The sequence below is a fragment of the Halorussus halophilus genome, assembly GCF_008831545.1.
Classification (GTDB): Archaea; Halobacteriota; Halobacteria; order Halobacteriales; family Haladaptataceae; genus Halorussus; species Halorussus halophilus.
This window is the reverse complement of sequence record NZ_CP044523.1, coordinates 3404784-3427513: the sequence shown is the minus strand read 5'-3', so window position 1 is coordinate 3427513 and position 22730 is coordinate 3404784. Positions and strand designations below refer to the sequence as shown.

Genomic DNA, 22730 nt, shown 5'->3' with positions numbered 1-22730 from the left:
TTGTCCACAGGGGCCTGTTTGAGAGACGATGACACTTGCCGAGCGAATCGAGGCGTATCGTGAGACCCTCGAAGAGTGGCTCCACGGACTCTATCACGGGATGATCGAGCATCCGGCGTTCGAACTCATCGAGAAGGAAGCAGAGGACAACGACGACGAGTTCATGTTCGCCTGCTTCGCCGACGCCTTCGGGATTCCGAGTCCCATCTCCTACTACACCGCCGAACTGCTCCCCTATCTCGGCGAGGAGTTCCAGCAGTGGGAGCGTCGGATGTGGGACCGCGAATCGCTCATCGAACGCAAGGGCCAGCAGTATCACTTCTAACATGGACAAATTCGTCTTCTTCGGCGGCAAGGGTGGCGTCGGCAAAACGACCGTCTCGTGCGCGTACGGCCTGAAATGTGCCCGCGAGGGCCTGCGAACGCTCGTAGTCTCGACGGACCCGGCTCACAGCACGTCGGACGTGTTCGACCAGCAGTTCGACGACGACCCCGAACCCGTCGCTGGTTACGAGAATCTGGACGCGATGGAACTCGACCCCGACGAGGAAGTCGAGCGCCACATGCAACAGATAAAGCGGACGATGAGCGACCAAGTGAGTCCGGCCATCGTCAACGAAATCGACCGCCAAATCGAGTTGGCACATCGGACGCCCGGTGCGTACGAATCCGCGCTGTTCGACCGGTTCATCGACGTGATGCGCAACTCCGAAGAGTACGACCGCGTCGTCTTCGACACGTCACCGACGGGCGGTACGCTCAGACTACTGTCGCTCCCGGACTTCCTCGAAAGCTGGATAGACCGGTTAGTGAGCAAGCGCGAACAGAGCATCGACCTCTTCGAGAAGGCCGCCATCGGCGAACGAGAGGCGCGCAGACGCGCCGAAGAGGACCCCATCATCGCCCGACTCCTCGAACGGAAGGAGATGTTCGAGTTCGCTGGCGAGACACTTCGCAACGACGCGGCGTTCTTCCTCGTGTTGAACCCCGACGAACTGTCGATTCGGGAGACGCGCCGCGCACTCTCGGACCTGACCGACTACGAACTCGGCGTCGAGGGGTTGGTCGTCAACAAGGTCGCACCGGCACCCGACGAAGGCGAGGAAGGAACTGGAGCCACCTATCTTCGCCAGCGATACGAGACAGAACAAGAGCGAATCGAGCGAATTAGCTCGGAGTTCGAGGAGCCAATCGTCGCCGAAATCGGCCAGCGAGTCGAGGAAGTGAAAGGTTCGCTGTTGGACGAGGTCGCGGCAGAACTGGACATCGAGGTTGCGCGCGAGGTTCGCGCCTGAACCAGAAAGTATTCAAGTCGGAGTTATTGTCATTTTTTGCCCATAAATAGGTAGAGAATCCGATAATCGACAGCTACTGGCGTCGAATACGACCATCTAACTATCAACTTTAGCGAAAACAGAAACCAAGCTTTAAGAACCTGTTTTCCGTTCTGTGGCTTGAGGTACCACACCATGGTACAGGTTATCTGGCTTGTCGTGGCGGTACTCGCGTTGTTCAGCGTGGGCTATCTGGGTTACTCCAGATACCTCGCTCAGTTCGTCGAACTAGACGACGACCGCGAGACACCGGCGCACAAATACGAAGACGGACAGGAGTACGTTCCGGCGAAGAAGCCGGTGCTCCTCGGGCATCACTATTCGAGCATCGCGGGCGGGGCCCCCATCGTCGGACCCATCACGGCAGGCGTCGTGTGGGGTTGGGTACCCGCACTCCTGTGGATTGCCATCGGGAACCCCCTGATGGGGTCGGTCCACGACTTCGTGTCGCTGTCGAGCAGTCTGCGCCACGAAGGGAAGTCCATCGGGTACATCATCGGTGAGTACGTGGGCGAACGCGGCAAGAACATGCTGTTGTGGTTCGCGTTCTTGACCATCATCCTCGTGCTGGCAGTGTTCGCGTTGGTCGTCGCCATCGTGTTCGACGCGTTCCCGAGCGCGGCGACTGCGAGCATGCTGTACATCGCGTTGGCACTCGTGTTCGGACTGTATCTCTACCAGTTCGATCTGCCGTTCATCCCCGGCACCGTGGCGTTCGTCGCCGCGGTGTTCGCCAGCGTCTGGGTCGGCATCCAGTACCCGATTACGCTCGCCAGCGGTTCGACCGCTCCGGCGTTCATTCCGACGGTACTCGGCAGTGCGAACATCTCGCTGTGGATTCCCATCGTCATCCTGTACGCGGGCATCGCTAGCGCGCTCCCGGTCTGGATGCTACTCCAACCGCGTGACTACCTGTCGTCGTTCCTGCTCTACGCGGGCGTCGGCGGCGCACTGCTGGCCATCATCGTCGGTACGATTCTCGGTACGTCGAGCGAACCGCTGACAATCAACATCGACGCGTACAACGGCTTCTGGGGTTCGACCGGCGTCACGCCGCTGTTCCCCATGCTGTTCATCACAATCGCGTGTGGGACCATCAGTGGCTTCCACTCGCTCGTGTCTTCGGGCACGACGGCCAAGCAGTTGAACACCGAATCCGACGCTCGCGCCATCGGCTACGGCGGTATGCTCGGCGAAGGGCTACTGGCGACCGTCGCACTCGCCTCGCTCGCAGTCGCGGGCATCACGGTCGAAGGCGGCGGCATCGGACAAGCACTGCCGAACTTCGCGACGGGCGGCGGCATCATCCTCACGTCGTTCGGCATCCCGGCGGAGTACGGCGCTCCGTTCATGGCGCTCGTGCTGGTTAGCTTCCTCCTGACTTCGACGGACACCGCTGTCCGTCTCGGTCGGTACATGATGGAGGAAATCGTCGGCACGCCCGAATCGAGCGTCGAGTCGGCGGCGACGAACCGCTACTCGAACGCGGCGATTCAGGGCATCCCGGCGTACGTCCTCATCACCAGCGGGTCGTGGCTCACCCTCTGGCAGTTGTTCGGCGGCGCGAACCAACTGCTGGCGGCGCTGGCGCTCCTCACCGCGACGGTGTGGCTGGCCAACTGGGACGACTCCAAGCAACTCATCTCGACTGGCGTCCCGATGGCGGTGATGACGTTCATCACCATCCTCGGACTGGGCTGGTTGGCGTTCCACGACAACCTCTACGTGAAGTTCATCAAGGACGGTGGGACGCAGATGACGGCGGTGCAGACGGCGTCCGCAGTCGTCCAAATCGTCCTCGCGCTCGTCCTCATCGGCATCGCGCTGTCGCTGGTGAAGATGGGCTGGGAAAACATCCGAGAGGTCAGACGCGGCCGCGGAACGGCCGTCGCGGATGGCGGAGAGGAACCGAGCGACGACTAACTGCGAACTGAACGATTATTTTTCGTGCCGAACCCCGTCCACGAGTCGTAGCACGCGCTCGCGGTCAGCTACGTTGACTTTAGCGAGAAGAGAAGCGAGCGAAAGAGAGCGAACCGCCCGGTCAGCCCAGATTTCGAGCGAAATCAGCCCCGAATCCGGGAGACCAGTCGAGCGAGCAGTCCGCGCTGGGTGGGTGGCTCGGGTACGTCCGTCCACGTCTGGAACGCGACGGACACGTCGGCGTTGGGGCTGGCGACCACCGCTTCTTCCTCGGGGGCGACGACGAGCAGGTTCACCTCGTAGTGGCCGTAGTAGCCGTACTTGAGCAGATTTCTGTCGCGGAACCCGGAGACGAACTCACGCACGTCGGCCGGAATCTCGGGGGCGACGACGGCGAAGGTGAAGTCGGTCCCGTAGTGTTCCTCGTCGGCGTCTATCCACTCGTCTGCGAGGTCGTGGCCGAACTCGACCAGCGATTCGAGGTCGGGTTTCGAAACCGACGAGACGCGTCGGACGAACAGGTGTTCACGGCTCTCGTGATTAGCGTAGTTGATAGACCGGTGGAGAAACTGCTTCTGGGACTCGACGCGCATCGCGCCGTAGAGTGTGAACGAGCGACCGCGCGCGTGGTAGTCCTTTTCGAGGTCGTAGTTGAACATCAGCCGGTCGCTCACGCGGTCTACGTACTCGTCGTCCCAGTCGGGCACGTCCGGAATGTCGGCGTCTTCCGGGGGTTTCGAATCGATTTCGGTCTCTACTCGGTCGGACCCGTCGTCGGTCATGAGTCGGGGTCGTACGCGTGGGCGTCGTCCACGGACGGCGCACCGAGCGCGAGTGCTCGGACCGTCTCGTCGGCCGATTCGGGGTTGTACGCCAACTGCGGGCTGTCCGGTTCGGCGACGAACACCTGTCCCGCCGGGACGACGTACTCCTCGTCGGGCGTCTCGACGTGCAGGTCGCCCTCGGTGACGTAGAAGACCTCCTCCTGCTCGTCGTGGTAGTGGTACGCCAGCGGAATCTGCTCGCCGGGCGCGACCTCGTAGACGTTGACCGCGACGTTCTCCAAGCCCGCTTCGTCGCCGACCGCTCGCTGTACGCACGGGCGGTCTGGCGTCGGTTCGACCGACGCCGGGTCGATGACGTGGTATCCCATGTGGGACCACAGAACATGGGGGAGTAAATAGCCTCGGACGGCGGCAGGTCACTAACTTCGGGGCTGTCCGGTCGATTCAGACGAGTCGGTGGCGGTCACTGAGCAGGCTTCGCGGACCTCTGCTGACGGGGAGTCTGTCCTCCGACCCATTCGTACCCGGACGGAGTCTTTCGAATCGTGCCGTCGTTCTCCCACGTCTCGACGACTTTCGCAAGCCCCTCTCGATAGGTGGGATACGTCGGTTCCCACCCGACATCGCTGCGGAACTGGTCTGCGTCGGTGGGGAACGGCTTCGTGAGGACGTTCACCTGTTCCGTGCCGACGAAGAATCGGGCGAGCCAGACCGGGATTCGACTCGGCTTCGGTGCGTCCAACTGCTCCGCGAACGTCGTGAAGAAGTCGGCCACGGTCACTGGCTGGTCGTCCACGACGTGGTAGAGTCCGGTCGCATTCTCATCGATTGCCTCGACGAACGCCTCGGCCGCGTCGTCGGCGTGAAGCAACGACAACTCCGAGTCGCGGCGGCCGAGGAGACCGCCGCCGACCACGGGAAGATCGCCCGACAGGAGTTGTTCGGCCATCTGGTGGGTGTGACCAGCGTCCGGCGCGTAGAGGAAGCCGAGTCGCAGAATCGTCAGGTCGAAGCCCTTCTCGGAGGCCGCCTCGTGGAGGATGTCTTCGACCTCGGCCGCCGACTTCGTGGCGCGGTCGGGGTGGCGCTCGGCGTTCTCGTGGAACCGAGAACCGTCGGGTTGCCGAGCGACCCAGACGATGCTCGGGAAGAGGAACCGTTCGACGCTATCGTCGGCGGCAGCCAGCAAGTTCTGCGTGCCGTCCACTCGAACTCGGTCGTTTTTGGCCCAGTCCTCGTCCGTCGGTTTGTCTTTCACCGGGAGCGCAGTGGCCGCGTTGATAACTACGTCTGCACCCGCCATCGCGGGGGCGAGCGTGTCGAGGTCGAGAACGTCCCCGTATCGAGCCGTGCCGCCCCTCGATTCGACGATTGCCGCTCCGTCGTCGTCCCGAACGAGTCCGAGTACTTCGTGTCCGCGGTCGGTGAGCAGTTCGACCAGCCGACGACCGATGACGCCAGTTGCTCCTGCGACGAATATTCGCATGATACCTCCAGATAGACTCGCCAGTGTCGTGTCGTTACTGCCAGAACGCTACGGGGGGTTTAAGTCGAGGAGAGCGAAGAGTCCGCAGGATGAGACACGTCCGACTGACCGTCACGCCAGTCGGCCCCGAGAGCGAGGTACCCACGATGTACCGGGTGCTGTCGAGCGCGCCGTACCTCGACCGCGTGGTCGGTCTGCACTGGAACGTCTCGGGCGACCGCCTGGGGCTTATGGTGTACGCGGAGGGCGACGTCGAGACGTTTCGAGCGGAGTTACGCGAGGTTGCGGAAGTACTGGACTTCGAAGTAGTGTCGGCGGGCGAGGACCGCACCTACGCGTACCTCCAGAACGAGTTGAACGAGGTGTCGAGTCAACTCTTCGGAACCTTCACTCGCGGCAGTCTGCTCGTCTTACCGCCCCTAAACTACAACGGAGACGGCTCTGTGACACTCTCGGTGTTCGGGCCAATCGAGGAGATACAGGCCGCCGTCGAGGAGGTTCCATCGCCGTTCGAGGTGACCATCGGCGAGGTGAGTGGCATGGGAGCGACGCCCTCACTGGCCGAGACGTTGCTCTCTCCGCGGCAGCGCGAGGCAGTCGAGGTCGCACTCGAAGTCGGCTACTACGACATCCCCCGCGAAGGCGACTACGAAGCAATCGCGGCGGAGATGGGTTGTGCGCCGAGTACGGCGGCAGAACATCTGCGGAAGGCCGAATCGAAGGTACTCCGCGCCGCGTTCGCACCCCGTAGCACGAAACCTTAAGGGCGAAGACGAACAACCACCGTGTGAGTGTAACGCATGGGTGGAAAGAAAGCGGAGTCCTGCGGTCGCTGTGCCATGTCCAGCGTCGTCTCGATGACGACCGAAGACGAGGAGAGCGAACCCGTCGGTCACAACCCTTTCGAGGGCGAGCGCATCGAAGTGAGCGAAGATGAGATGGAACTCGTCCACAAACCCCAGATACTGCTCGGCCGACTCAAGCAGCGAATCGACGACGTAGCGACGAAACTGACCTACGGTCGGTAACTGTCGAAGAGCGACGACGGTCAGACGACCAGTTGGTCGGCGGCGACGTCGCTGGCGACGACTGGACACAGGCGACGAGAGAAATCAGACAGCTGAGAAGCATCGGGCGACAAGCGTATATCAAAGGACGGCTAGGGTCCGTATCAATGGAAGAGAGCGTTTCCGGCTTCAAACTCCGGGGCGATTGGGGCGACATCGTCGAACACGGCGAGCGCATCACGGAGGCACTCCGTGAAGCGGGTGCGTCCGGCGACGCGTACGACGAGTGGAACGAGTGGCGACCCAAGTCCCACGAACGCCTCGGCGAAGACGTCTCTGCCAAGACCGCCGAACAGGCCAGTACTGGCGAGGGAAAAGGCGAACAGGCAGGTAAGACACCCGACGACGACCTGAAGACCGCGGGCGAGAAGATAAGCGAGTCCTACCAGAAGTTAGAGGAGGAGAAGACCGACGAGGCGGTCGATAGCTGGCAGGACTCGGTGAGCTACGTCGCTCGCGCGGCTGACTCCGCGAGTCGGAAGGCCATCAGGAAGGTCGAAGACACAGTGTACCAGAAGGTCATGACTCGCCTCGCGCCGTACTACTTCGACAACGACCTCATCAGCGCCAACGTCCAGCAGACCGGGCGGGGCGACGGCGAAGAGACCTTCGTCTTCGAAGTCAACGTCAACGACGACGAGTTGAAAACGATGGTCAGCGAGAAGTTGGCGGCCTACGAGGACGAAATCGACCGCTGGCACGTCGATACCGAGAAGCGAACCGACACGGTGGAGGTCGCCGAAGGCGTCGAAGCCCCCGAAGACGAGGACGAACCGAAATCGACGACGACCTGAGAGGAGCGAACCCACGTTCTCGACCGCAGGCCGGTACACTATTCTACTGTCGGCGACACGTTTCGGGCATGGCTGTAGGTGGCGTCGCGACGTTGGTAATCGCCGGAGTCGCCAGTCTGTTCATGGCGTGGGCTATCGGCGCAGGCTCCTCGGGGTCCACGCCGTTCGCTCCGGCGGTCGGTGCGAACGCAATTTCGGTGATGCGAGCGGGCTTCGTCGTCGGTCTGCTCGGCTTTCTCGGAGCGGTGTTGCAGGGTGCAAACGTCTCCGAAGCGGTCGGAACGCAACTCATCGAGGGCGTGCAACTTACCGCACCCGCCGCGACGACTGGCCTGATAGTCGCGGCCCTGCTGGTCGCGTTCGGCGTCTTCACGGGCTATCCGATTGCGACGGCGTTCACCGTCACCGGCGCTATCGTCGGCGTCGGGTTGGCGATGGGCGGCGACCCCGCGTGGGCGAAGTATCGCCAGATTTCGGCGCTGTGGATTCTGACGCCGTTCGTCGGCGGTTCCATCGCCTACGGAACCGCGAAACTGCTCCGGTCGGAGCGAATCACCGAACGAGTCGCTATTCCGATACTCGCCGGGTTCGTCGGCCTCATCGTCGCCAACATCAGGTTCACGATTTTCGGCACGGGCGACACCAGTCGTTCGCTCGCGTTCGCTCTCTCGCGTGGTCTCTCGTTACCGGTCGTCAGCGGAATCGACACCGGGCGCGTCGCCGCCTCGCTGGTCATCGCTGGCGGCGTCGCCGCGCTGTTGTTCTGGGACATGGAGCAAGACGCCGACGCGGGACAGCGACACTTCCTGCTCGCGCTCGGGAGCCTCGTCGCGTTCTCCGCGGGTGGGAGTCAGGTCGGTCTGGCTATCGGCCCGCTGGTTCCGTTGCTAGACCCGTACGCCATTCCGCTGATTCCGGTTCTCGTTGGGGGCGGCATCGGCCTACTCGCCGGGTCGTGGACCGGCGCACCGCGGATGATAAAGGCGCTCGCGCAGGACTACTCGGCGCTCGGACCGCGCCGCTCCATCGCCGCGCTGATTCCCTCGTTCGCCATCGCTCAGAGCGCCGTCTTCTTCGGCATCCCCGTCTCGTTCAACGAGATTATCGTGAGCGCGATTATCGGGAGCGGGTACGCCGCTGGCGGTGGTGGCGTGAGCAGGAAGAAGATGGTCTACACCGTGCTGGCGTGGTTGGGGTCGCTGGTGCTTGCGATTGGCGTCGGCTACGGAGCCTTCACGGCGATAGACAGCGCGTTGTAGCGTCTCGACGTGCTGAGAACAGCAAATTCCCGACAGTAGCCGTGGAGAAACCCCAATCGTCATTACGACTCACTGCCTCGCACTGACCGATGGGATACTTGTCACGAATCGTCTCGGCCGTCGGCGGGCGGCGTGTCGTCTTCACCCTCGGGGGACTGTACCTCGCGTTCGCCGTGGGATTCCCAGTCGTGGGAGACGGAGCAGTCGGCGAGATTCTGACGCCTCCTGTTTTGGTCGGTGCGAGCGGCCTCGTCCTCTGCTACACAGGATATCGCCTTCCACAAACGAACGTCCGCGCGGACCTCTACGACGTCGTCGGCAGTTGGTGCGTGCGCGGCATCGGGGCGATGTTCGGTATCGTCTCTTTCGGCCTGCTCGCCGGGAGCGTAGACGACCTCGTGTCGGCCTTGGTCGTCCTCCCCGCACTCGCCAGCGTCGCTGGACTCGGAATGGGGTATCACGACGCGCGAGCGCGAAACCGAGCGCTAGACGCCGAGGAAAAACAGCGCGAAGCGGAGCGATACAGTCGGGAACTCGAACGCTACCAAACCATCGTCGAAACCGTCAACGACGGTATCTTCGTAGCCGACGAGGACAACAACTTCACGTTGGCCAACGAAGCCTACCTCGAACTTGTCGGCTACGAACGGGAGGAACTCGTCGGTTCGCACGTGTCGCTCGTCGCAGACGAGCGGACGGATTTAGACGAGATAGCCGAGGAGGTCCAACGTCACTTGGCCAACGGCGTCGCAGGCGGAAAGACGTACGAGACTACATTGGAAACGGCCTCCGGAGATGTCGTCGATGTGGAGTGGACGATTGCACCGCTCCCGGAGCAAGAGGGCGCTAGCCACGACAAGGTCGTCGTCGTCCGTGACGTCACAAAGCGCAATGAGCGCGAACAGCGACTCGAACGGCAGAACGAGCGACTCGACAGCTTCGCAGGCATGATAGCCCACGAACTGCGCAATCCCGTCGCAATCGGGCAAATCTACAGCCAGCAACTCCCGACGGAAGCGAGTCCGGAAGCGGTCGAATACGTCACCGAAGCGTTCAGTCGTATCGAGAACATCATCGAGGTCATGTTAGTCATCACGCGCGGCCAGGAGGCGATTTCCGAGAACACGCAGGTGCGACTCGAAGACGCCGCACAGCGCGCGTGGGACGAAGTGGACGCGGCGAATGCGACGCTGGAGGTGACGACGGACCAGACGGTGAACGCGGACAAAACGTACGTTCAGCACCTGTTCAGGAATCTCTTCGAGAACGCCGTGGAGCATGGCTCCACGAGCCATAATCTGTCGGACGACGACGTGGAGGACGGCAAGACAGACGTCACCGTCTCCGTCGGCGAACTCCCGACGGGGTTCTACGTGGCTGACGACGGAACTGGCATCCCCGAAGAAGCCCGAGAGGGAGTCTTCGGCACGGGATACACGACAGCGGCCAATCACGGAGGAATGGGGCTCGGGCTTACGTTCGTCCAAGAGATGGCGACGGTGTACGAGTGGACGTGTGAGCTAACAGAGAGCGCCGACGGTGGCGCGCAGTTCGAGTTCGAGAACGTAACGCAGATGCAGAAGACGGAGAAGTAAACAGTGGTCTTTCGGGCGGCTTCGACCCTTAATTGCTCTCCGGTTCGACGCCCTCTTCTATCTCGATTTCTTCTTCGCTCTCGACTTCCGCGCGTTCTTCGTCGTCCAGTTTCGTCACGCGCGCTTTCATGATGCGGGTGTTTTCGACCTGTTCGACGTACAGGCGCACGCCGTCGTAGGTGATGTCTTCGCCTTCCTCCACGAGGCGGCCCGCGCGGTTGAAGATGAAGCCTGCGATGGTCTCGAACTCTTCGCCTTCGGGGAGTTCGATGTCGAGCGCGTCGTTGACCTCGTCTATGTTGAGTTCGCCGCGGACGATGACCGTGTCGTCGTCAACGTACTCGACTGGCTCTTCTTCCTCGCCTTCGAGGATGTCGCCGACGATTTCCTCGACCATGTCCTCCATGGTGATGAGCCCCTCAGTGGTCCCGAACTCGTCGATGACGATGACCATCTGCATGCGGTTCTCCCGCATCTCGGTGAGCAGTTCGTCTACGTTCTTGCTCTCGGGGACGTGCAGGGTCGGTTGAATCACGTCTTCGAGTTCGAGGTCCGGGCGCTCGCCGTAGTTGTGTTCCCGGACCAAATCTCGGATGTGGACGATGCCGATGACGTTGTCGAGACTGCCTTCGTAGATGGGGACGCGCTCGTGGTCGCTCTGGATGCACGTCTGAATCGCCTCCTCGATGGTGGCGTCTTTCGGCACCGCGGTCATATCGAGGCGCGGCGTCATGACCTCCTTGGCGATGGTGTTGTTGAACCGGAAGATGCGCTGGAGCATCTCGCGTTCGTCTTCCTCGATGACGCCCTCGCGCTCGCCAGTCTCGATGAGGTTCTGAATCTCGTCGCGAGTGACGTAGGAAGTTTCGATGGCCGAGCGGCCACCCGTGACTCGATTGACGAGACGAGTGAGGTGGTCGAACAGGACGACCAAGGGCAACAGCGCGTACTCGGAGAATTTGAGCGGCTTGGCGATGCGGAGCGACCACGATTCGGTGTTCTCGACGGCGTAGGACTTCGGCGCGCTCTCGCCGAACAGCAAGACGAGCGCGGTGATGCCGAAGGTGGCGACGGCGACTGCGGTGCCTTGGTTCATGTGGAGCGCGAGGACACCGGTCGCTATCGACGACATCGCGATGTTGACGATGTTGTTACCGACGAGGATGGTGATGAGCAAGCGGTGGGGGTCGTTCTTCAGCGCGGCGACCGTCTCCGAACCGGGAACGCCGTCCTCGACCAGCGCATCCACTCGGTGTTTCGCAAGCGAGAACATCGCAATCTCGGACGACGAGAAGAACGCCGAGAGACCGATGAGAACGACGATAGCTCCTGCTCCGAGCCACGTGACGAGACTGTCTCCGAAGACTATACCGAAGTACTCAGGGGGAGGAGCCTCTTGTGCGAACATAACGGCGGACGTAGAGCGTGGTGCCATTCAGTATCCCAACTTTACAATGGGGACGATTAACTCTTTACTCTTTATCCGAGAGGTCGTGTGAGACTGCCGCGAGCGAAGGCCTTACGGCTAGTTCACACAAAGAAGAGAGTATGAGTGCGTCAACCGGTGACAGTGGCGATATCACGCTGTACCGTCTCCAAGCGTGCCCGTACTGTGAACGCGTCGTCAAGAAGCTACAGGAGTACGACCTCGACTACGACTCCCGGTTCGTCGAACCGATGCACAGCGACCGGAACGTCGTCAAGCGAATCAGCGGCAAGCGCACCGTCCCAGCAATCGTAGACGAGAACACCGGCGTCACGATGAGCGAGAGCGCGAACATCGTCGAGTACCTCGACGCGACCTATGGGACTGGAGGTGCCTGAGATGGTCGATTTCGACGTCGTGACTCTCCCCGACACAGACCACGTAGACGTGGGCGACACTGCGCCCGACTTCACGCGCCCGCTGGTCAACGAGGAGTTCTGGGAAGACGCGTCGCTGTCGGACCTCACGGACGAGGGACCGGTACTGTTGGTCTTCTACACCATGGACGGGGCGTTTCCCGCGACGTACGTCTGGAACGAGATTCGGGACCGAGGATGGGGTCGCAACGGGGAAGGCGACCTCACCGTCGTCGGCCTCTCCATCTCGGACCCCTACGCGCACAAGCAACTAATCGAGGAGCGCGGCATGGACTACCGACTGTTCAGCGACCCGCAGAACGGCGTCGCAGAGGAGTACGGCATCGTCCACGACTTGGACGGGATGGCCGGAGTCAGCGAACCGCGCCCGGCGGTCTTCCTACTAGACGAAGACCGAACCGTCGAGTACGCGTGGGTCGCCCAGGAGTGGCCCGACTTCCCCGACTACGACGAAGTCGAATCCGCCGTCGAGAATCTGTAAAGAAGTACATCAATACGTTCTAAGACTTAATTTCTAGATTAGTCCTAGGAGAATTTTATTCCTCTGTAGAAGGGACCTTGATTCGAGGTCTCACGATGAAAGACGAAATCAGCAGACGAAGTTTCCTGAAAGCATCGAGCGCGAGCATCGTGGGTGGAGTCGGCCTGACGGCCGCCTCCGGAAGTGCCGCGGCCCACTACGTCGGCCTCCCCGTCTACACGACGACTGGCCTCAGCGTCCGTAACGGTCCCGGAACGGGCTACGGTCGTAAGGCAGTCGCCGAGCAGTACACCGGCGGCTACATCATCGACGGCCCGACGAACGCCGACGGCTACACGTGGTGGAAGGTCCAGTACAACGGCGACGGCAACAACGGTCGCGTGACCGGTTGGTCTGCCGAAGGCGACAACTGGCTCGCCCACGCGGACTTCGGCTACCCCTGCGTCGGACAGGTCACTCAGGAACACAAGAGCGGCCACCTCGCGCTGGACATCGCCAACGACACTGGGACGAACGTCTACGCCGCACGAGGCGGCACGGTCGCCGTCACCGACTACGAGTCGGGTGGCTGTGGCTACTACATCAAGATAGACCACGCGAACGGCTATCGGACGATGTACTGCCACCTCAGTGACATCCTCGTCAGCGAAGGCCAGAGCGTGAACTTCGGGGACCACATCGGCGAGATGGGGAGTACGGGCAACTCGACCGGCCCGCACGTCCACTTTACCGTCGAGCAGAACGGCGCGCACCAGTACGTGCCCGGCGACTTGTACGACGAGATAGACAACCACGCAGGGTTGGCGAAAAACTACAGCGGCATCGGGTCGCTGTAGCGGAACACTACATTTTTCTTCGAAAGCGCCCGACGAGTAAGTGATGAGCGACGCGGACATCGAACGCGCAGTCGAAGCCATCCACGACGGCGACCTCGTCGTGTACCCGACCGAGACGGTCTACGGACTCGGCGCGGACGCACTGAACGAGACGGCCGTCAAGCGCGTCTTCGACGCCAAACGACGCGACCGCGACAAGCCGGTCTCGCTCGCGGTACCGGACGTTGACAGCGCCCTGAACTACGTTCACGCGAGCGACCGCGAGGAGACGTTCATGCGCGAATTTCTGCCCGGCCCGGTGACGGTCCTCTGCGAGAAGACCGACGAGGTGCCGGACGTGCTGACCGGCGGTCGGAGCCGCGTTGGCGTTCGGGTACCCGACCACGAGGGCGCGCTCGCACTGCTTCGAGAGGCCGCACCGACTCCCGTTACCAGCACGAGCGCAAACGTGAGCGGTCGCCCGAGCGCGACCAAAATTGCGGACCTCGATTCGGAGATTCGGGACGCCGTGGCGGTGATTCTGGACGGCGGCGAGACGGACGGCGGAACTGGAAGCACGGTCGTCAACGTCGAGACGGGCGAGATTCACCGCCGAGGCGCGAACGCCGAGGCGGTGGAGGCGTGGCTGGCCAAGCAGACGTAACCGTCACAACCCCAGCATCGACCTGAGCGACCGCGTCTTGACGCCACACTCCTCTCGGTAGTCGCAGGGCTCGCACTTCGAGTCGCCGCTGAGTCGCGGCGGTGGCCCGTCTATCGATTGGGCGGCTTCGAGCGCCTGCCGGAACGCCGCCTTTCGGCGCGTGTGCAGGTCTATTTCGCGGACGATTCCGTGGGCGGGATACTCAACGAACGCGCGCTCGACTGACTGTTCGTGTTCCCACGAGAGTGCCTTGGCCGCCGCGACTGCCCGGACGCTCTGGCCTTCCCAGACACCATTTTCTGGTGGGTCTCCGGTGAAGACCATCGATGGCGTCGGTACCCCGAGGTCCAGCACCTTGTGGACGATGCCACGACATTCACGACCGGTCGTCAGTCGCTCGCGCTCGTTCGGATTCCGAATTGCGGGCCACACCGCCGAAAATCGGTCGCGGGAGCGGTCGAGATTTCGTCGGAACTCCTCGGGCGAGACGTGGAGTGGGAGGCCAGAAAGTTCCGAAGCCGAGGCGTCAAGCAGGTCGCCGTACCGAAACGCCAGCTTTCGGCGGGCCTCGACTTCCTCGGGCATCTCGAACTCGTCGCGGCGCTGGTAGTAGAGTTTCCGGGGGCAGTACGCCGCTGTCGAGAGTTCGCTGAAGGGGACTTTGGACACGCAGCGAGTTGGTGCCGCCTCGGTATTTGAATCTACGGACGGCCTCTCGAACTTCAGCGACTACGACGTACCCTCTTGGAGCGTCCGGGACAGTAGGCGAACGAGGGCCTCGACCAGTCGCCAGACGAGGGTCGCAAAGACCACACAGATGGCCAGCACGACGAGTCCGAACCAGAGGATGATGCCGTACTGAAGTCCGACGACGAAACCCAGCAGAAGCCCGACGGCGAGTCCGCCCCCAATCAGGACACCTGCTCCCTTCAGCGCGAGGCGTTGGTACTCGTTGAACCCGAGGGGGTCGTCGCGTCCGAGTAGCGCGGGGAGACTGACGCCAACCGCGGCGAGTCCGAGCATCAGGACTATGAGTAGACCACCGATAATCGCCGCCATTCCGTGCGCGAACCCGTCACTCTCTGGCGGCGGTGGTGGCATCGTCACCAACGTATGAACGGTCATGGCCGTAACCCCGACGCCGGTGACGACGAACACGACGCGAACGGCCGCGAGAAGAGTGGATCTCCAGTTGGAGGGCATCGACGCGACTATTGTCTGAACCGTGGCATAAGCTTTCGGCCACGCTTCTCAAACTCCTGATTTCGCTTAGGAACTACCCACCAATTTCAGCCGACCAGTCGTCCACCAGAAGACACCGAAATCTACCGCGAGCGCAGGCGGCGCGCCTTGCGCGCCGCCGAGCGAGCGGGCCAAGGAACCCGTAGAAGAGCGCGCTTCGCGCGCTCTGTCGCGGGTGACGCAGTGCTTTTCATCGACGTTTTGCCAGCGGGTTGGCGCTCTGCGCCCACCCCGCAGGAAAAGGTCGTCTAGAAGGAAACGTTCGTCTCCATGCCCTCGGTCGCGTCCTCTAACCCGTCTTTTTGGGCCTCCTCGGTCATTCGGTCGGTGAGTTCGCGGTCTTTCAGGATGTTCTCGAACTCGTCGCGGAACTGGTCGCTGACCGTCAGGCGTTCTTGTTCGGTTTCGACTACGCGGCGGTACTTCCGAACGGTCGATTCGCTCACGTCCAGTTGCTCGGCGGCCTCGGCGTTCGTGACCTCGTCCTCCAGCAGTTCTCGCAGTTCGTCGAGGTCGAACGGCGCGTCGAAGTCAGTCTCGCGGAGTAGATGTAAGTCGATACGGGCGCGCGAGACGGTCTTGCCGAGCGATTCGTCGTCTAGCTCGCGGGCGATGTCGGCGTCGGAGTCCCCGGCGTAGAAGCCGCGGACGACGGTTACGAGTTCCTCGTCGGTCAGCGTCGTGCCGAAGTCGTACCGGTCGCGCATCCGAGCAACGACTTCGCGGAGTCGTTCCTCGACCTCCGCCTCCGAACTGAGCGAGCCGTGGGACTCCTCTTGTCGTTCGGTGACGGTGGATTCGTCGGTGACGTCCATGAAGATGTCACGCAGTTCCTCAGTCTTCTCGTCCATGCTCTATGGTTTTGGCCCCACGTGACGGTGTGATTTAAACCTGTCGGCGATGAGAACGACCACCACGCGACTGCGTCGTCAACCGAAGTTTTCATTTCCGTTGACGAGCGACGAGACTGTATGAGTACCGAAACGGAAACCGTCGAGTTAGTTGGCGAGGAAGCCGTCGAGAACGTCGCTCGCGCGGCACTGCTGGCCGCGCTCACTGGCGCGTTCGCGTACGTGTCGTTCCCCAATCCAGTGTCGCCAGTAACTATCAGTTTGCAGGTACTTGGGGTCTTTTTGGCCGGGATTCTGCTCGGCCCTATCTGGGGCGGCACGTCGATGGGGCTGTATCTGGTCGCGGGTGCGGTCGGTGCGCCAATCTTCGCTGGCGGGTCGAGTGGTGTCGGTGTACTGTTCGGTCAGTCGGGTGGCTATCTCTGGTCGTATCCCGTCGCCGCGTTTCTGGTCGGCGTCATCGTTCACGGTGGCCTCCGACTGACGAATCCGGGAGAGCGCAACGTGGTTCGACTCGTCGGAGCAATGGTCGTCGGTACCGCCGTCATCTACGCCTTCGGCGTCGTCGGTCTCTCGCTCGTCCTGGGCATGAGCCTCCAGAAAGCGTTCGTCGCGGGCGCGTTGGCGTTCATCCCCGCCGAAGCGTTCAAAATCGCCGCCGCAGTCGGCATCGTCAACAGCGACCAAATCGCCGCCGAGTGAAGAGTGAGTAGCAATTCAGATGATCGAAACGCGCGAGTTGGTGCATCGCTACGGCGATTTCGTGGCACTCGACGAAGTCAGCCTCGCCATCGATGACGGCGAGTTCGTCCTCGTCGCAGGACCGAACGGCTCCGGAAAAACGAGTCTCGTCCGGCAGTTCAACGGTCTGCTCGAACCCGATTCGGGCGAGGTGCTGGTCGATGGCACGCCAGTCCACGAGGACCTCGTGGCCGCCCGCACCAACGTCGGGATGGTGTTCCAGCAACCGCGCGACGGGTTCGTCGCCGCGACAATCGGCGCGGACGTAGCGTTCGGCCCGGAGAATTTGGGTCTCTCGCACGACGAAATCGACTACCGCGTCGAGCAAGCACTCGACGCCGTGAACATGGCTGGCCGACGCGACGAGCGCATCGACTCGCTGTCCGGCGGCGAGCGCGAGCGAGTCGCCATCGCTGGCGCGCTGGCGATGGAGCCGAACCATCTGGTGCTGGACGAACCCTTTACAGGACTGGATGGTCCGGCACGCGACTCGGTAGTCGAGCGACTCGCGGGGCTGAAATCAGACGGCACGAGCGTCATCGTCGTCACGCACGACCTGCGGGACGTGTGGGAGTTGGCCGACCGCGTGGTCGCGCTTCGAGACGGAAGTGTCGCGGTGGATGCTCCGCCGGAATCGGCCCCCGAACGACTCGCGGAGTTGGGGATTCGAGTGCCGTGACGCTCGCGTACCGGCCGGGCGACTCGTTCGCACACCGACTTGATCCCCGGAGTAAGTTGCTGTTTCAGGTCGTCTTCGCGGCCGCGGCGTTCGCGCACACGACGCCGCGCGGCCTGCTCGCGCTGACTGGCGTGGTCGGGGCCGTTCTCGTTGCCGGAAAAGTTCCCGTGCGCGAAACGCTCTACGAGTACCGATTCGCGCTCCCCTTCTTGGTCGGCGGACCGTTTCTGTCGGCGTTGACGCTCGGACCGCCGTGGATTCGCGTCTCGGCAGGCATCGACACCGCGCTGGCGAGTTATCGCGTGGTGCTGGTGTTGCTCGTCAGTGCCGCGTACCTCCGGACGACGCCGGTTCGAGACTCGCGCGCGGCGATTCAGCGTCTGGTTCCGGGGAAAGTCGGGCAGTTTTTGGGGTTAGGAGTGGGGTTCGTCTTCCGGTTCTTCCCCGTGTTGCAGGCCGACTTGCGCCGAATTCGGGACGCCTCGGTCGCGCGGTTGGGCGACGAGCGAGGACTGGTCGAGCGAATCCAGTTGGTCGGTACTGCTGGTCTCTCGCGTGCGCTGGGTAGGGCGGACAGATTCGCCTTGGCGCTTCGCGCGCGCTGTTTCGCGTGGAACCCGACGTTGCCGCCGTTGTCGTTTTCGAGAGCAGACGTCCCAGTGTTCGTCGGTGTGTTCGCGCTGGGCGCGTGGGCGCTCTTATAAATTGTAAACAGATTGTTCGTTCTCGGGAGAGGGAGGCGTCGCTACTCGGTAAAACTTAAGCGAATCCTGTCCGCGGGGTAAGACATGGCAACATTTGTGCTCTCACAGGCGGGGGCCGAGACGACCCGCCCGACGTTCTGGAAGATAGGCCACCTCGGTGAGCTTATCTTCTACTACCTCGCGGCGGTGGCCATCGCCTTCTTCGTCTTCGGCGTCTACCAGCGGTTCGCTCGCTACTCGCAGGGCGGCGAAGACTGGTTCGAGCGACTCGACGACCTCGGAAGTCGAGTCGCCTCGTCCGCGAAGATAGTGATTTCGAACGAGAAGCAGTTCAACAGGGACTTCTACGGCGGCGTGATGCACGCGTTCATCCTCTGGGGTTTCCTGACCCTGCTCATCGGGACGACCATCCTCGCCATCGACATGGACATCTGGACGAAGGCACTGGGCCGAGAGTCGTTCTTCACGGGTGCGTTCTATCTCTCGTACTCGCTCGTGATGGACGCGATGGGCCTGTTGTTCGTCGTCGGCGTCGGCATGGCCATCTACCGACGTTACTGGGTCCGCAACCAGCGACTCTGGGGTAAACACACCAGCAGAGAGGACGACCTGTTCATCTGGACGCTGTTCCTGCTGGGCGTCGGTGGCTACGTCACCGAGGGCGTCCGAATTCTGGGCACCAGCGCGACCCGCGACGTTTCCTTCGAGACGGTTAGCTTCGTCGGCTGGTTCCTCTACGACGTGATGCAAGTCGCAGGTGTGACCCCCGAGATTGCGACGGCGGCCTACCCCGTGGTCTGGTGGTCTCACGCGATTCTGGCCTTGGCGTTCGTCGCCGCGATTCCGTACGCCAAGCCGTTCCACATGATTTCCTCCTTTGCGAACGTCGTCACCCGCGACGAGAAGGCTGGCAAGCGACTGCCAGGCGTTCCCGAGGACGCGAGTCCCGAGGAAATCGGTGCATCGAGCATCGAGGACTTCTCGTGGAAGCAACTGCTCGACCACGACGCCTGCACGAAGTGTGGTCGCTGTTCGTCGGTCTGTCCGGCGAAGGCGTCCGGGCGACCCCTCGACCCGCGCGACGTGATTCTCGACCTCAAAAAATACCGGGAAGAACTGGACGCGGGCGAAACCGAAGAGAAGGCGATTGTGGCTGATGGCGGAACTTCCGTTATCAACTCCGAGACGATGGAGTCCTGCATGTCCTGCATGGCCTGCATGGACGCCTGCCCGGTCGAAATCGAACACGTCCCGCAGTTCACCGAGATGAACCGCCGACTCACCGAATCGGGTCAGATGGACGCCAACGTCCAAGACCGAATGATGGACGTGTTCCAGAAGGGCAACACCTTCGGCGACCCACAGCGTAAACGTGCCGACTGGACCGAGGACTTGGACTTCGAGATTCCCGACGCGCGCGAGGAAGACGTGGAGTTCCTCTGGTACGTCGGCGACTATCCGAGTTTCGACGAGCGCAACCAGAAAGTCGCGCGCTCGCTGGCGACGATTCTCGACGCCTCGGGCGTCTCCTACGGCATCCTCTACGACGACGAGCAGAACGACGGCAACGACGTTCGCCGCGTCGGTGAGGAAGGCCTCTACGAGATGCTGGTCGAGGACAACGCCGCGGCGATTCAAGACTGCGACTACGACAAAATCGTCTGCACGGACCCCCACAGCTACAACACCTTCAAGAACGAGTATCCGGAGTTCGACGCCTGCGACTGGACCGAGGGCGACGTCTTCCACTACACGCAGGTGGTCGAGGAAATCTTCCGCTCGGACCTGCTCGGCCTCGACGGAACTGAACTCGACTACACCGTCACGTACCACGACCCGTGTCACCTCGGACGGTACAACGACGAGTACGAGGCCCCGCGCGAAATCGTGAAAGCGACGGGATGCACCTTAGACGAGATGCCGCGCAACCGCGACAACAGTTTCTGCTGTGGCGGCGGCGGTGGCGGCCTCTGGATGGACTTCGAAGAAGACCCCAAGCCGAGCGAAGAGCGACTTCGTGAAGCCCTGAACGACACTGACGCCGAATCCGGCGTCGAGAAGTTCGTCGTCGCCTGCCCGATGTGCATGACGATGTACGAGGACGGCCGCAAGACCGGTGGCTACGAGGAGGACATCGACGTGATTGACGTGTCGGAGCTGCTCGTGGAAGCTATCGGTCGGAAAGAACAGGTCGAACTCTGAGCGGCTAAGTACGCTATTTTTCCGTTCGAGAGTGGCCGTTGCTCACGAAAACGCGACTGGCTTACAGGGATACAACTGGCGCTCGTGGAAGTAGTTACTTACAGAAACGCGCTCGCGTGGTGATGTTCATTGCATGGCACGCGATGAAGTTAGCACGCGAGCGCACAGTTAGGTACGTTACGGAAGTTGTTAGGTTTGTCGCCTCACAGTGCGTCGAGTCAAATCGATATCAGGCCCGGTGGCGGGTCAGACGACCGATAGACGGGAGAAACATTTGTTTCAGAATAATTTAACTTTGGACACACCGAGCTCGAAAGCAGTCAAGAACGACTCAGAGGAACCCGAGATAGCCAGATTTAGTGAGATACAGCGTCGCCACGGTGAGCCACGACTGGAAGATAAGAGTGCCAATCGCTGAGAGGACCACGAACTCCCAGTCGCGCATCTCCGCGAAGCCCGCAGGGACCGTCAGCATCCCGCGCGTGAACAGGAGCGCGTTACTGACCGGGACGATGACGCGGCCCCACTTCTGGAACCACCCGTCGAAGCGGTCGAGCGTCGATTCGTCCACGCGGAACCAACGCTTTTCGAGGAGGTACTCGCGGCCACCGCGCTTGGCGAGCAGGAACAGCGCGTACTGGCCGATAGTCGCCCCGACGACGGCGACGAGGATGACGGCGGCGATGGTTCCCCAGTCGTTCAGCGAGTCGGCAATCAGGGTGACACCGGTCGGGACTAGTATCTCGCTCGGTGCGAAATACAGCAACATCGCGCCCTCCAAGATGAGGATCAGAAAGAGCGCGACGAGTCCGTACTGGTTAAGCCACCGCTCTGCAACCGCTTGGTCCGCGGTGAAAAAGAGGTAGATGCCGAGGATGGCCGCGACCATTACAGCGCCCACGAGCATGAGGACGCCATTGTCCGCGAAGAACTCCCGGACCCGACCACTAGCAGTCGCCGAGGATAGCAAGACACCAGTCAGACAGAGCGTCAGAAGGCCAACGAGCGGAGTCACGTCGGCGACAGTTACCAGCGGTACCGCGAGGGCCGAGTTCGTCGCCGATGAAAAACCGACGAGCGCGGACAGTGTCATTGGCTGGTGTATCAACAGGAACCGCTAAAGGCGTTGTGTCACACGGAGGTCGCTCTCGGTGCTGGGAGCGACGCGGTTTTGCCAGTCGCGCAGGAACACTCACGCATGAATCCCATCGACCGGCCACGGCGACTGCGCCGGGACGGCATCCGCGAGATGGTCAGCGAGACCGACGTGGACGCCTCGGACCTCATCGCGCCCGTCTTCGTGGACGCGACGACAGACGAACGGACGCCAATCGAGACGATGCCCGGCCACGAGCGCGTGCCCGTCGAGCAGGCAGTCGCGCGCGTCGAAGAAGTGCTTGAGACGGGTGTAGAGGCGGTGATGCTGTTCGGCATCCCCGAGTCGAAGGACGAGCGAGGAAGTCGCGCGTGGGCCGAAGACGGCGTCGTACAGGAGGCGACCCGCCGCGTGGCAGCAGAAACGGACGCCTACGTTCTCACCGACGTGTGCTTGTGTGAATACACGAGTCACGGTCACTGCGGCGTGTTAGAAGACGACGCTCGGAACGAAGCCGAAGCTCGACTCACGGTGAAGAACGACGAGACGCTCGACCTGCTCGGCAAAATCGCCGTCTCGCACGCCGAGGCAGGCGCTGACATGGTCGCGCCGTCCGGAATGATGGACGGGATGGTCGGCACGATTCGGGAGTCGCTGGACGCCGCGGAGTTCTCGGACGTGCCCATCATGAGCTACGCCGCGAAGTACGAGTCGGCGTTCTACGGGCCGTTCCGCGACGCCGCGGACGGCGCGCCAGCGTTCGGCGACCGGCGACACTACCAGATGGACCCCGCGAACCGCCGCGAGGCGATTCGAGAGGTCGAACTCGACGTGGCGCAGGGCGCGGACGTGCTGATGGTCAAGCCCGCGCTTCCCTACCTCGACATCGTGCGTGACTTGCGCGAGGAGTTCGACCACCCCATCGCGGCGTACAACGTCTCGGGCGAGTACGCGATGCTCCACGCCGCCGCCGAGAAGGGTTGGCTCGACTTGGAGGAAGTAGCACTCGAATCGTTGCTGTCGATGAAACGTGCTGGAGCGGATCTGATTCTGACGTACTTCGCAGAGGACGTCGCATACGCGCTGTAGACACGTCGGCGTTTTCGCGGTCGTTTGCCGCTGGTTTGCAGTTTCGAAGTCGATGCGAAA

Annotated in this window: 25 protein-coding genes; 17 read left to right on the top strand and 8 right to left on the bottom strand. The window is 62.1% G+C overall.

Going from position 1 to position 22730, the window contains the following annotated elements; translation table 11 throughout:
* Window positions 1-28 precede the first annotated feature (28 nt).
* The 3 genes from F7R90_RS16965 to F7R90_RS16955 all read left to right on the top strand — a co-directional run bounded on the left by F7R90_RS16965 (window position 29) and on the right by F7R90_RS16955 (window position 3257).
* Entirely contained in the window at window positions 29-325 is a 297-nt protein-coding gene (locus F7R90_RS16965; protein ID WP_158058577.1) for a hypothetical protein, read from the top strand.
* A gap of 1 nt (window position 326) precedes the next feature.
* Entirely contained in the window at window positions 327-1295 is a 969-nt protein-coding gene (locus F7R90_RS16960; RefSeq protein ID WP_158058576.1) for an ArsA family ATPase, read from the top strand.
* Window positions 1296-1469: 174 nt separating this feature from the next.
* A complete protein-coding gene (locus F7R90_RS16955; RefSeq protein WP_158058575.1) occupies window positions 1470-3257 on the top strand; it encodes a carbon starvation CstA family protein in 1788 nt (595 codons plus the stop codon).
* Window positions 3258-3400: 143 nt separating this feature from the next.
* Here F7R90_RS16955 and F7R90_RS16950 read toward each other — a convergent pair whose 3' ends face one another.
* The 3 genes from F7R90_RS16950 to F7R90_RS16940 form a co-directional block, all read right to left on the bottom strand.
* Window positions 3401-4039 (bottom strand): hypothetical protein, encoded by a 639-nt coding sequence (locus tag F7R90_RS16950; protein ID WP_225741202.1) that lies wholly within the window; start codon window positions 4037-4039, stop codon window positions 3401-3403.
* Window positions 4036-4410, bottom strand: a complete 375-nt coding sequence (locus tag F7R90_RS16945; protein WP_158058574.1) for a cupin domain-containing protein — start codon at window positions 4408-4410, stop codon at window positions 4036-4038. The genes F7R90_RS16950 and F7R90_RS16945 overlap by 4 nt, the downstream gene beginning before the upstream one ends.
* A gap of 95 nt (window positions 4411-4505) precedes the next feature.
* Window positions 4506-5528 (bottom strand): NAD-dependent epimerase/dehydratase family protein, encoded by a 1023-nt coding sequence (locus F7R90_RS16940; protein WP_158058573.1) that lies wholly within the window; start codon window positions 5526-5528, stop codon window positions 4506-4508.
* An 89-nt stretch (window positions 5529-5617) separates the two neighbouring features.
* Here F7R90_RS16940 and F7R90_RS16935 point away from each other — a divergent pair, with 89 nt between their 5' ends.
* The 5 genes from F7R90_RS16935 to F7R90_RS16915 all read left to right on the top strand — a co-directional run bounded on the left by F7R90_RS16935 (window position 5618) and on the right by F7R90_RS16915 (window position 10243).
* Window positions 5618-6292 carry a helix-turn-helix domain-containing protein gene (locus tag F7R90_RS16935; RefSeq protein WP_158058572.1) on the top strand — a complete coding sequence of 225 codons (675 nt, stop codon included), beginning with the start codon at window positions 5618-5620 and terminating at the stop codon, window positions 6290-6292.
* Window positions 6293-6328: 36 nt separating this feature from the next.
* Complete coding sequence (locus F7R90_RS16930; protein ID WP_158058571.1) at window positions 6329-6556, top strand: hypothetical protein; 228 nt, start codon at window positions 6329-6331, stop codon at window positions 6554-6556.
* A 146-nt stretch (window positions 6557-6702) separates the two neighbouring features.
* Complete coding sequence (locus F7R90_RS16925) at window positions 6703-7389, top strand: DUF5828 family protein (protein WP_158058570.1); 687 nt, start codon at window positions 6703-6705, stop codon at window positions 7387-7389.
* A 68-nt stretch (window positions 7390-7457) separates the two neighbouring features.
* Window positions 7458-8648, top strand: coding sequence for an inorganic phosphate transporter (locus F7R90_RS16920; RefSeq protein ID WP_158058569.1), 1191 nt, complete (start codon window positions 7458-7460; stop codon window positions 8646-8648).
* An 89-nt stretch (window positions 8649-8737) separates the two neighbouring features.
* Window positions 8738-10243, top strand: a complete 1506-nt coding sequence (locus F7R90_RS16915) for a PAS domain S-box protein (RefSeq protein ID WP_158058568.1) — start codon at window positions 8738-8740, stop codon at window positions 10241-10243.
* A 28-nt stretch (window positions 10244-10271) separates the two neighbouring features.
* On the opposite strand, the gene F7R90_RS16910 is transcribed toward F7R90_RS16915, so the two are convergent.
* Window positions 10272-11651: a hemolysin family protein gene (locus F7R90_RS16910; protein WP_158058969.1), complete on the bottom strand. Its 1380-nt coding sequence runs from the start codon at window positions 11649-11651 to the stop codon at window positions 10272-10274.
* A gap of 140 nt (window positions 11652-11791) precedes the next feature.
* On the opposite strand from F7R90_RS16910, the gene F7R90_RS16905 reads away from it, so the two are divergent.
* The 4 genes from F7R90_RS16905 to F7R90_RS16890 all read left to right on the top strand — a co-directional run bounded on the left by F7R90_RS16905 (window position 11792) and on the right by F7R90_RS16890 (window position 14066).
* Window positions 11792-12067: a glutathione S-transferase N-terminal domain-containing protein gene (locus F7R90_RS16905; protein ID WP_158058567.1), complete on the top strand. Its 276-nt coding sequence runs from the start codon at window positions 11792-11794 to the stop codon at window positions 12065-12067.
* 1 nt (window position 12068) lies between these two features.
* Complete coding sequence (locus F7R90_RS16900) at window positions 12069-12587, top strand: redoxin domain-containing protein (RefSeq protein WP_158058566.1); 519 nt, start codon at window positions 12069-12071, stop codon at window positions 12585-12587.
* A 95-nt stretch (window positions 12588-12682) separates the two neighbouring features.
* A complete protein-coding gene (locus F7R90_RS16895; protein ID WP_158058565.1) occupies window positions 12683-13423 on the top strand; it encodes a peptidoglycan DD-metalloendopeptidase family protein in 741 nt (246 codons plus the stop codon).
* A 43-nt stretch (window positions 13424-13466) separates the two neighbouring features.
* Window positions 13467-14066 carry an L-threonylcarbamoyladenylate synthase gene (locus tag F7R90_RS16890; RefSeq protein WP_158058564.1) on the top strand — a complete coding sequence of 200 codons (600 nt, stop codon included), beginning with the start codon at window positions 13467-13469 and terminating at the stop codon, window positions 14064-14066.
* Window positions 14067-14069: 3 nt separating this feature from the next.
* On the opposite strand, the gene F7R90_RS16885 is transcribed toward F7R90_RS16890, so the two are convergent.
* From F7R90_RS16885 to F7R90_RS16875, 3 genes are all read right to left on the bottom strand, one after another.
* On the bottom strand, window positions 14070-14735 hold the full coding sequence (locus F7R90_RS16885; protein WP_158058563.1) for a CRISPR-associated protein Cas4: 666 nt from the start codon (window positions 14733-14735) through the stop codon (window positions 14070-14072).
* 60 nt (window positions 14736-14795) lie between these two features.
* Window positions 14796-15269, bottom strand: coding sequence for a hypothetical protein (locus tag F7R90_RS16880; protein ID WP_158058562.1), 474 nt, complete (start codon window positions 15267-15269; stop codon window positions 14796-14798).
* Between the two features lie 287 nt (window positions 15270-15556).
* Window positions 15557-16159, bottom strand: a complete 603-nt coding sequence (locus F7R90_RS16875; protein WP_158058561.1) for a conditioned medium-induced protein 4 — start codon at window positions 16157-16159, stop codon at window positions 15557-15559.
* A gap of 120 nt (window positions 16160-16279) precedes the next feature.
* Between F7R90_RS16875 and F7R90_RS16870 the strand changes: the two genes are divergently transcribed.
* The 4 genes from F7R90_RS16870 to F7R90_RS16855 all read left to right on the top strand — a co-directional run bounded on the left by F7R90_RS16870 (window position 16280) and on the right by F7R90_RS16855 (window position 20485).
* The gene (locus tag F7R90_RS16870; RefSeq protein ID WP_158058560.1) at window positions 16280-16861 is read left to right on the top strand and encodes a biotin transporter BioY; all 582 of its coding nucleotides are present in this window, start codon (window positions 16280-16282) and stop codon (window positions 16859-16861) included.
* Between the two features lie 19 nt (window positions 16862-16880).
* Window positions 16881-17579 (top strand): energy-coupling factor ABC transporter ATP-binding protein, encoded by a 699-nt coding sequence (locus F7R90_RS16865; RefSeq protein WP_158058559.1) that lies wholly within the window; start codon window positions 16881-16883, stop codon window positions 17577-17579.
* The gene (locus tag F7R90_RS16860) at window positions 17576-18283 is read left to right on the top strand and encodes an energy-coupling factor transporter transmembrane component T family protein (RefSeq protein ID WP_158058558.1); all 708 of its coding nucleotides are present in this window, start codon (window positions 17576-17578) and stop codon (window positions 18281-18283) included. Before F7R90_RS16865 ends, F7R90_RS16860 begins: the two co-directional genes overlap by 4 nt.
* An 84-nt stretch (window positions 18284-18367) precedes the next feature.
* Window positions 18368-20485 carry a heterodisulfide reductase-related iron-sulfur binding cluster gene (locus F7R90_RS16855; protein ID WP_158058557.1) on the top strand — a complete coding sequence of 706 codons (2118 nt, stop codon included), beginning with the start codon at window positions 18368-18370 and terminating at the stop codon, window positions 20483-20485.
* Between the two features lie 331 nt (window positions 20486-20816).
* Here F7R90_RS16855 and F7R90_RS16850 read toward each other — a convergent pair whose 3' ends face one another.
* Window positions 20817-21578 carry a DedA family protein gene (locus F7R90_RS16850; protein ID WP_394352012.1) on the bottom strand — a complete coding sequence of 254 codons (762 nt, stop codon included), beginning with the start codon at window positions 21576-21578 and terminating at the stop codon, window positions 20817-20819.
* A gap of 105 nt (window positions 21579-21683) precedes the next feature.
* On the opposite strand from F7R90_RS16850, the gene hemB reads away from it, so the two are divergent.
* Entirely contained in the window at window positions 21684-22670 is a 987-nt protein-coding gene (gene hemB, locus F7R90_RS16845; RefSeq protein ID WP_158058556.1) for a porphobilinogen synthase, read from the top strand.
* Window positions 22671-22730: the final 60 nt, after the last annotated feature.

Coding starts and splice junctions, on each gene's coding strand:
- F7R90_RS16920 (WP_158058569.1), top strand. CDS start 7,458: ATGGCTGTAGGTGGCGTCGCGACGTTGGTAATCGCCGGAGTCGCCAGT.
- F7R90_RS16965 (WP_158058577.1), top strand. CDS start 29: ATGACACTTGCCGAGCGAATCGAGGCGTATCGTGAGACCCTCGAAGAG.
- F7R90_RS16905 (WP_158058567.1), top strand. CDS start 11,792: ATGAGTGCGTCAACCGGTGACAGTGGCGATATCACGCTGTACCGTCTC.
- F7R90_RS16895 (WP_158058565.1), top strand. CDS start 12,683: ATGAAAGACGAAATCAGCAGACGAAGTTTCCTGAAAGCATCGAGCGCG.
- F7R90_RS16945 (WP_158058574.1), bottom strand. CDS start 4,410: ATGGGATACCACGTCATCGACCCGGCGTCGGTCGAACCGACGCCAGAC.
- F7R90_RS16940 (WP_158058573.1), bottom strand. CDS start 5,528: ATGCGAATATTCGTCGCAGGAGCAACTGGCGTCATCGGTCGTCGGCTG.
- F7R90_RS16880 (WP_158058562.1), bottom strand. CDS start 15,269: ATGCCCTCCAACTGGAGATCCACTCTTCTCGCGGCCGTTCGCGTCGTG.
- F7R90_RS16850 (WP_394352012.1), bottom strand. CDS start 21,578: ATGACACTGTCCGCGCTCGTCGGTTTTTCATCGGCGACGAACTCGGCC.
- F7R90_RS16960 (WP_158058576.1), top strand. CDS start 327: ATGGACAAATTCGTCTTCTTCGGCGGCAAGGGTGGCGTCGGCAAAACG.
- F7R90_RS16915 (WP_158058568.1), top strand. CDS start 8,738: ATGGGATACTTGTCACGAATCGTCTCGGCCGTCGGCGGGCGGCGTGTC.
- F7R90_RS16865 (WP_158058559.1), top strand. CDS start 16,881: ATGATCGAAACGCGCGAGTTGGTGCATCGCTACGGCGATTTCGTGGCA.
- F7R90_RS16910 (WP_158058969.1), bottom strand. CDS start 11,651: ATGTTCGCACAAGAGGCTCCTCCCCCTGAGTACTTCGGTATAGTCTTC.
- F7R90_RS16855 (WP_158058557.1), top strand. CDS start 18,368: ATGGCAACATTTGTGCTCTCACAGGCGGGGGCCGAGACGACCCGCCCG.
- F7R90_RS16875 (WP_158058561.1), bottom strand. CDS start 16,159: ATGGACGAGAAGACTGAGGAACTGCGTGACATCTTCATGGACGTCACC.
- F7R90_RS16900 (WP_158058566.1), top strand. CDS start 12,069: ATGGTCGATTTCGACGTCGTGACTCTCCCCGACACAGACCACGTAGAC.
- F7R90_RS16870 (WP_158058560.1), top strand. CDS start 16,280: ATGAGTACCGAAACGGAAACCGTCGAGTTAGTTGGCGAGGAAGCCGTC.
- F7R90_RS16930 (WP_158058571.1), top strand. CDS start 6,329: ATGGGTGGAAAGAAAGCGGAGTCCTGCGGTCGCTGTGCCATGTCCAGC.
- F7R90_RS16890 (WP_158058564.1), top strand. CDS start 13,467: ATGAGCGACGCGGACATCGAACGCGCAGTCGAAGCCATCCACGACGGC.
- F7R90_RS16955 (WP_158058575.1), top strand. CDS start 1,470: ATGGTACAGGTTATCTGGCTTGTCGTGGCGGTACTCGCGTTGTTCAGC.
- F7R90_RS16935 (WP_158058572.1), top strand. CDS start 5,618: ATGAGACACGTCCGACTGACCGTCACGCCAGTCGGCCCCGAGAGCGAG.
- F7R90_RS16925 (WP_158058570.1), top strand. CDS start 6,703: ATGGAAGAGAGCGTTTCCGGCTTCAAACTCCGGGGCGATTGGGGCGAC.
- hemB (WP_158058556.1), top strand. CDS start 21,684: ATGAATCCCATCGACCGGCCACGGCGACTGCGCCGGGACGGCATCCGC.
- F7R90_RS16950 (WP_225741202.1), bottom strand. CDS start 4,039: ATGACCGACGACGGGTCCGACCGAGTAGAGACCGAAATCGATTCGAAA.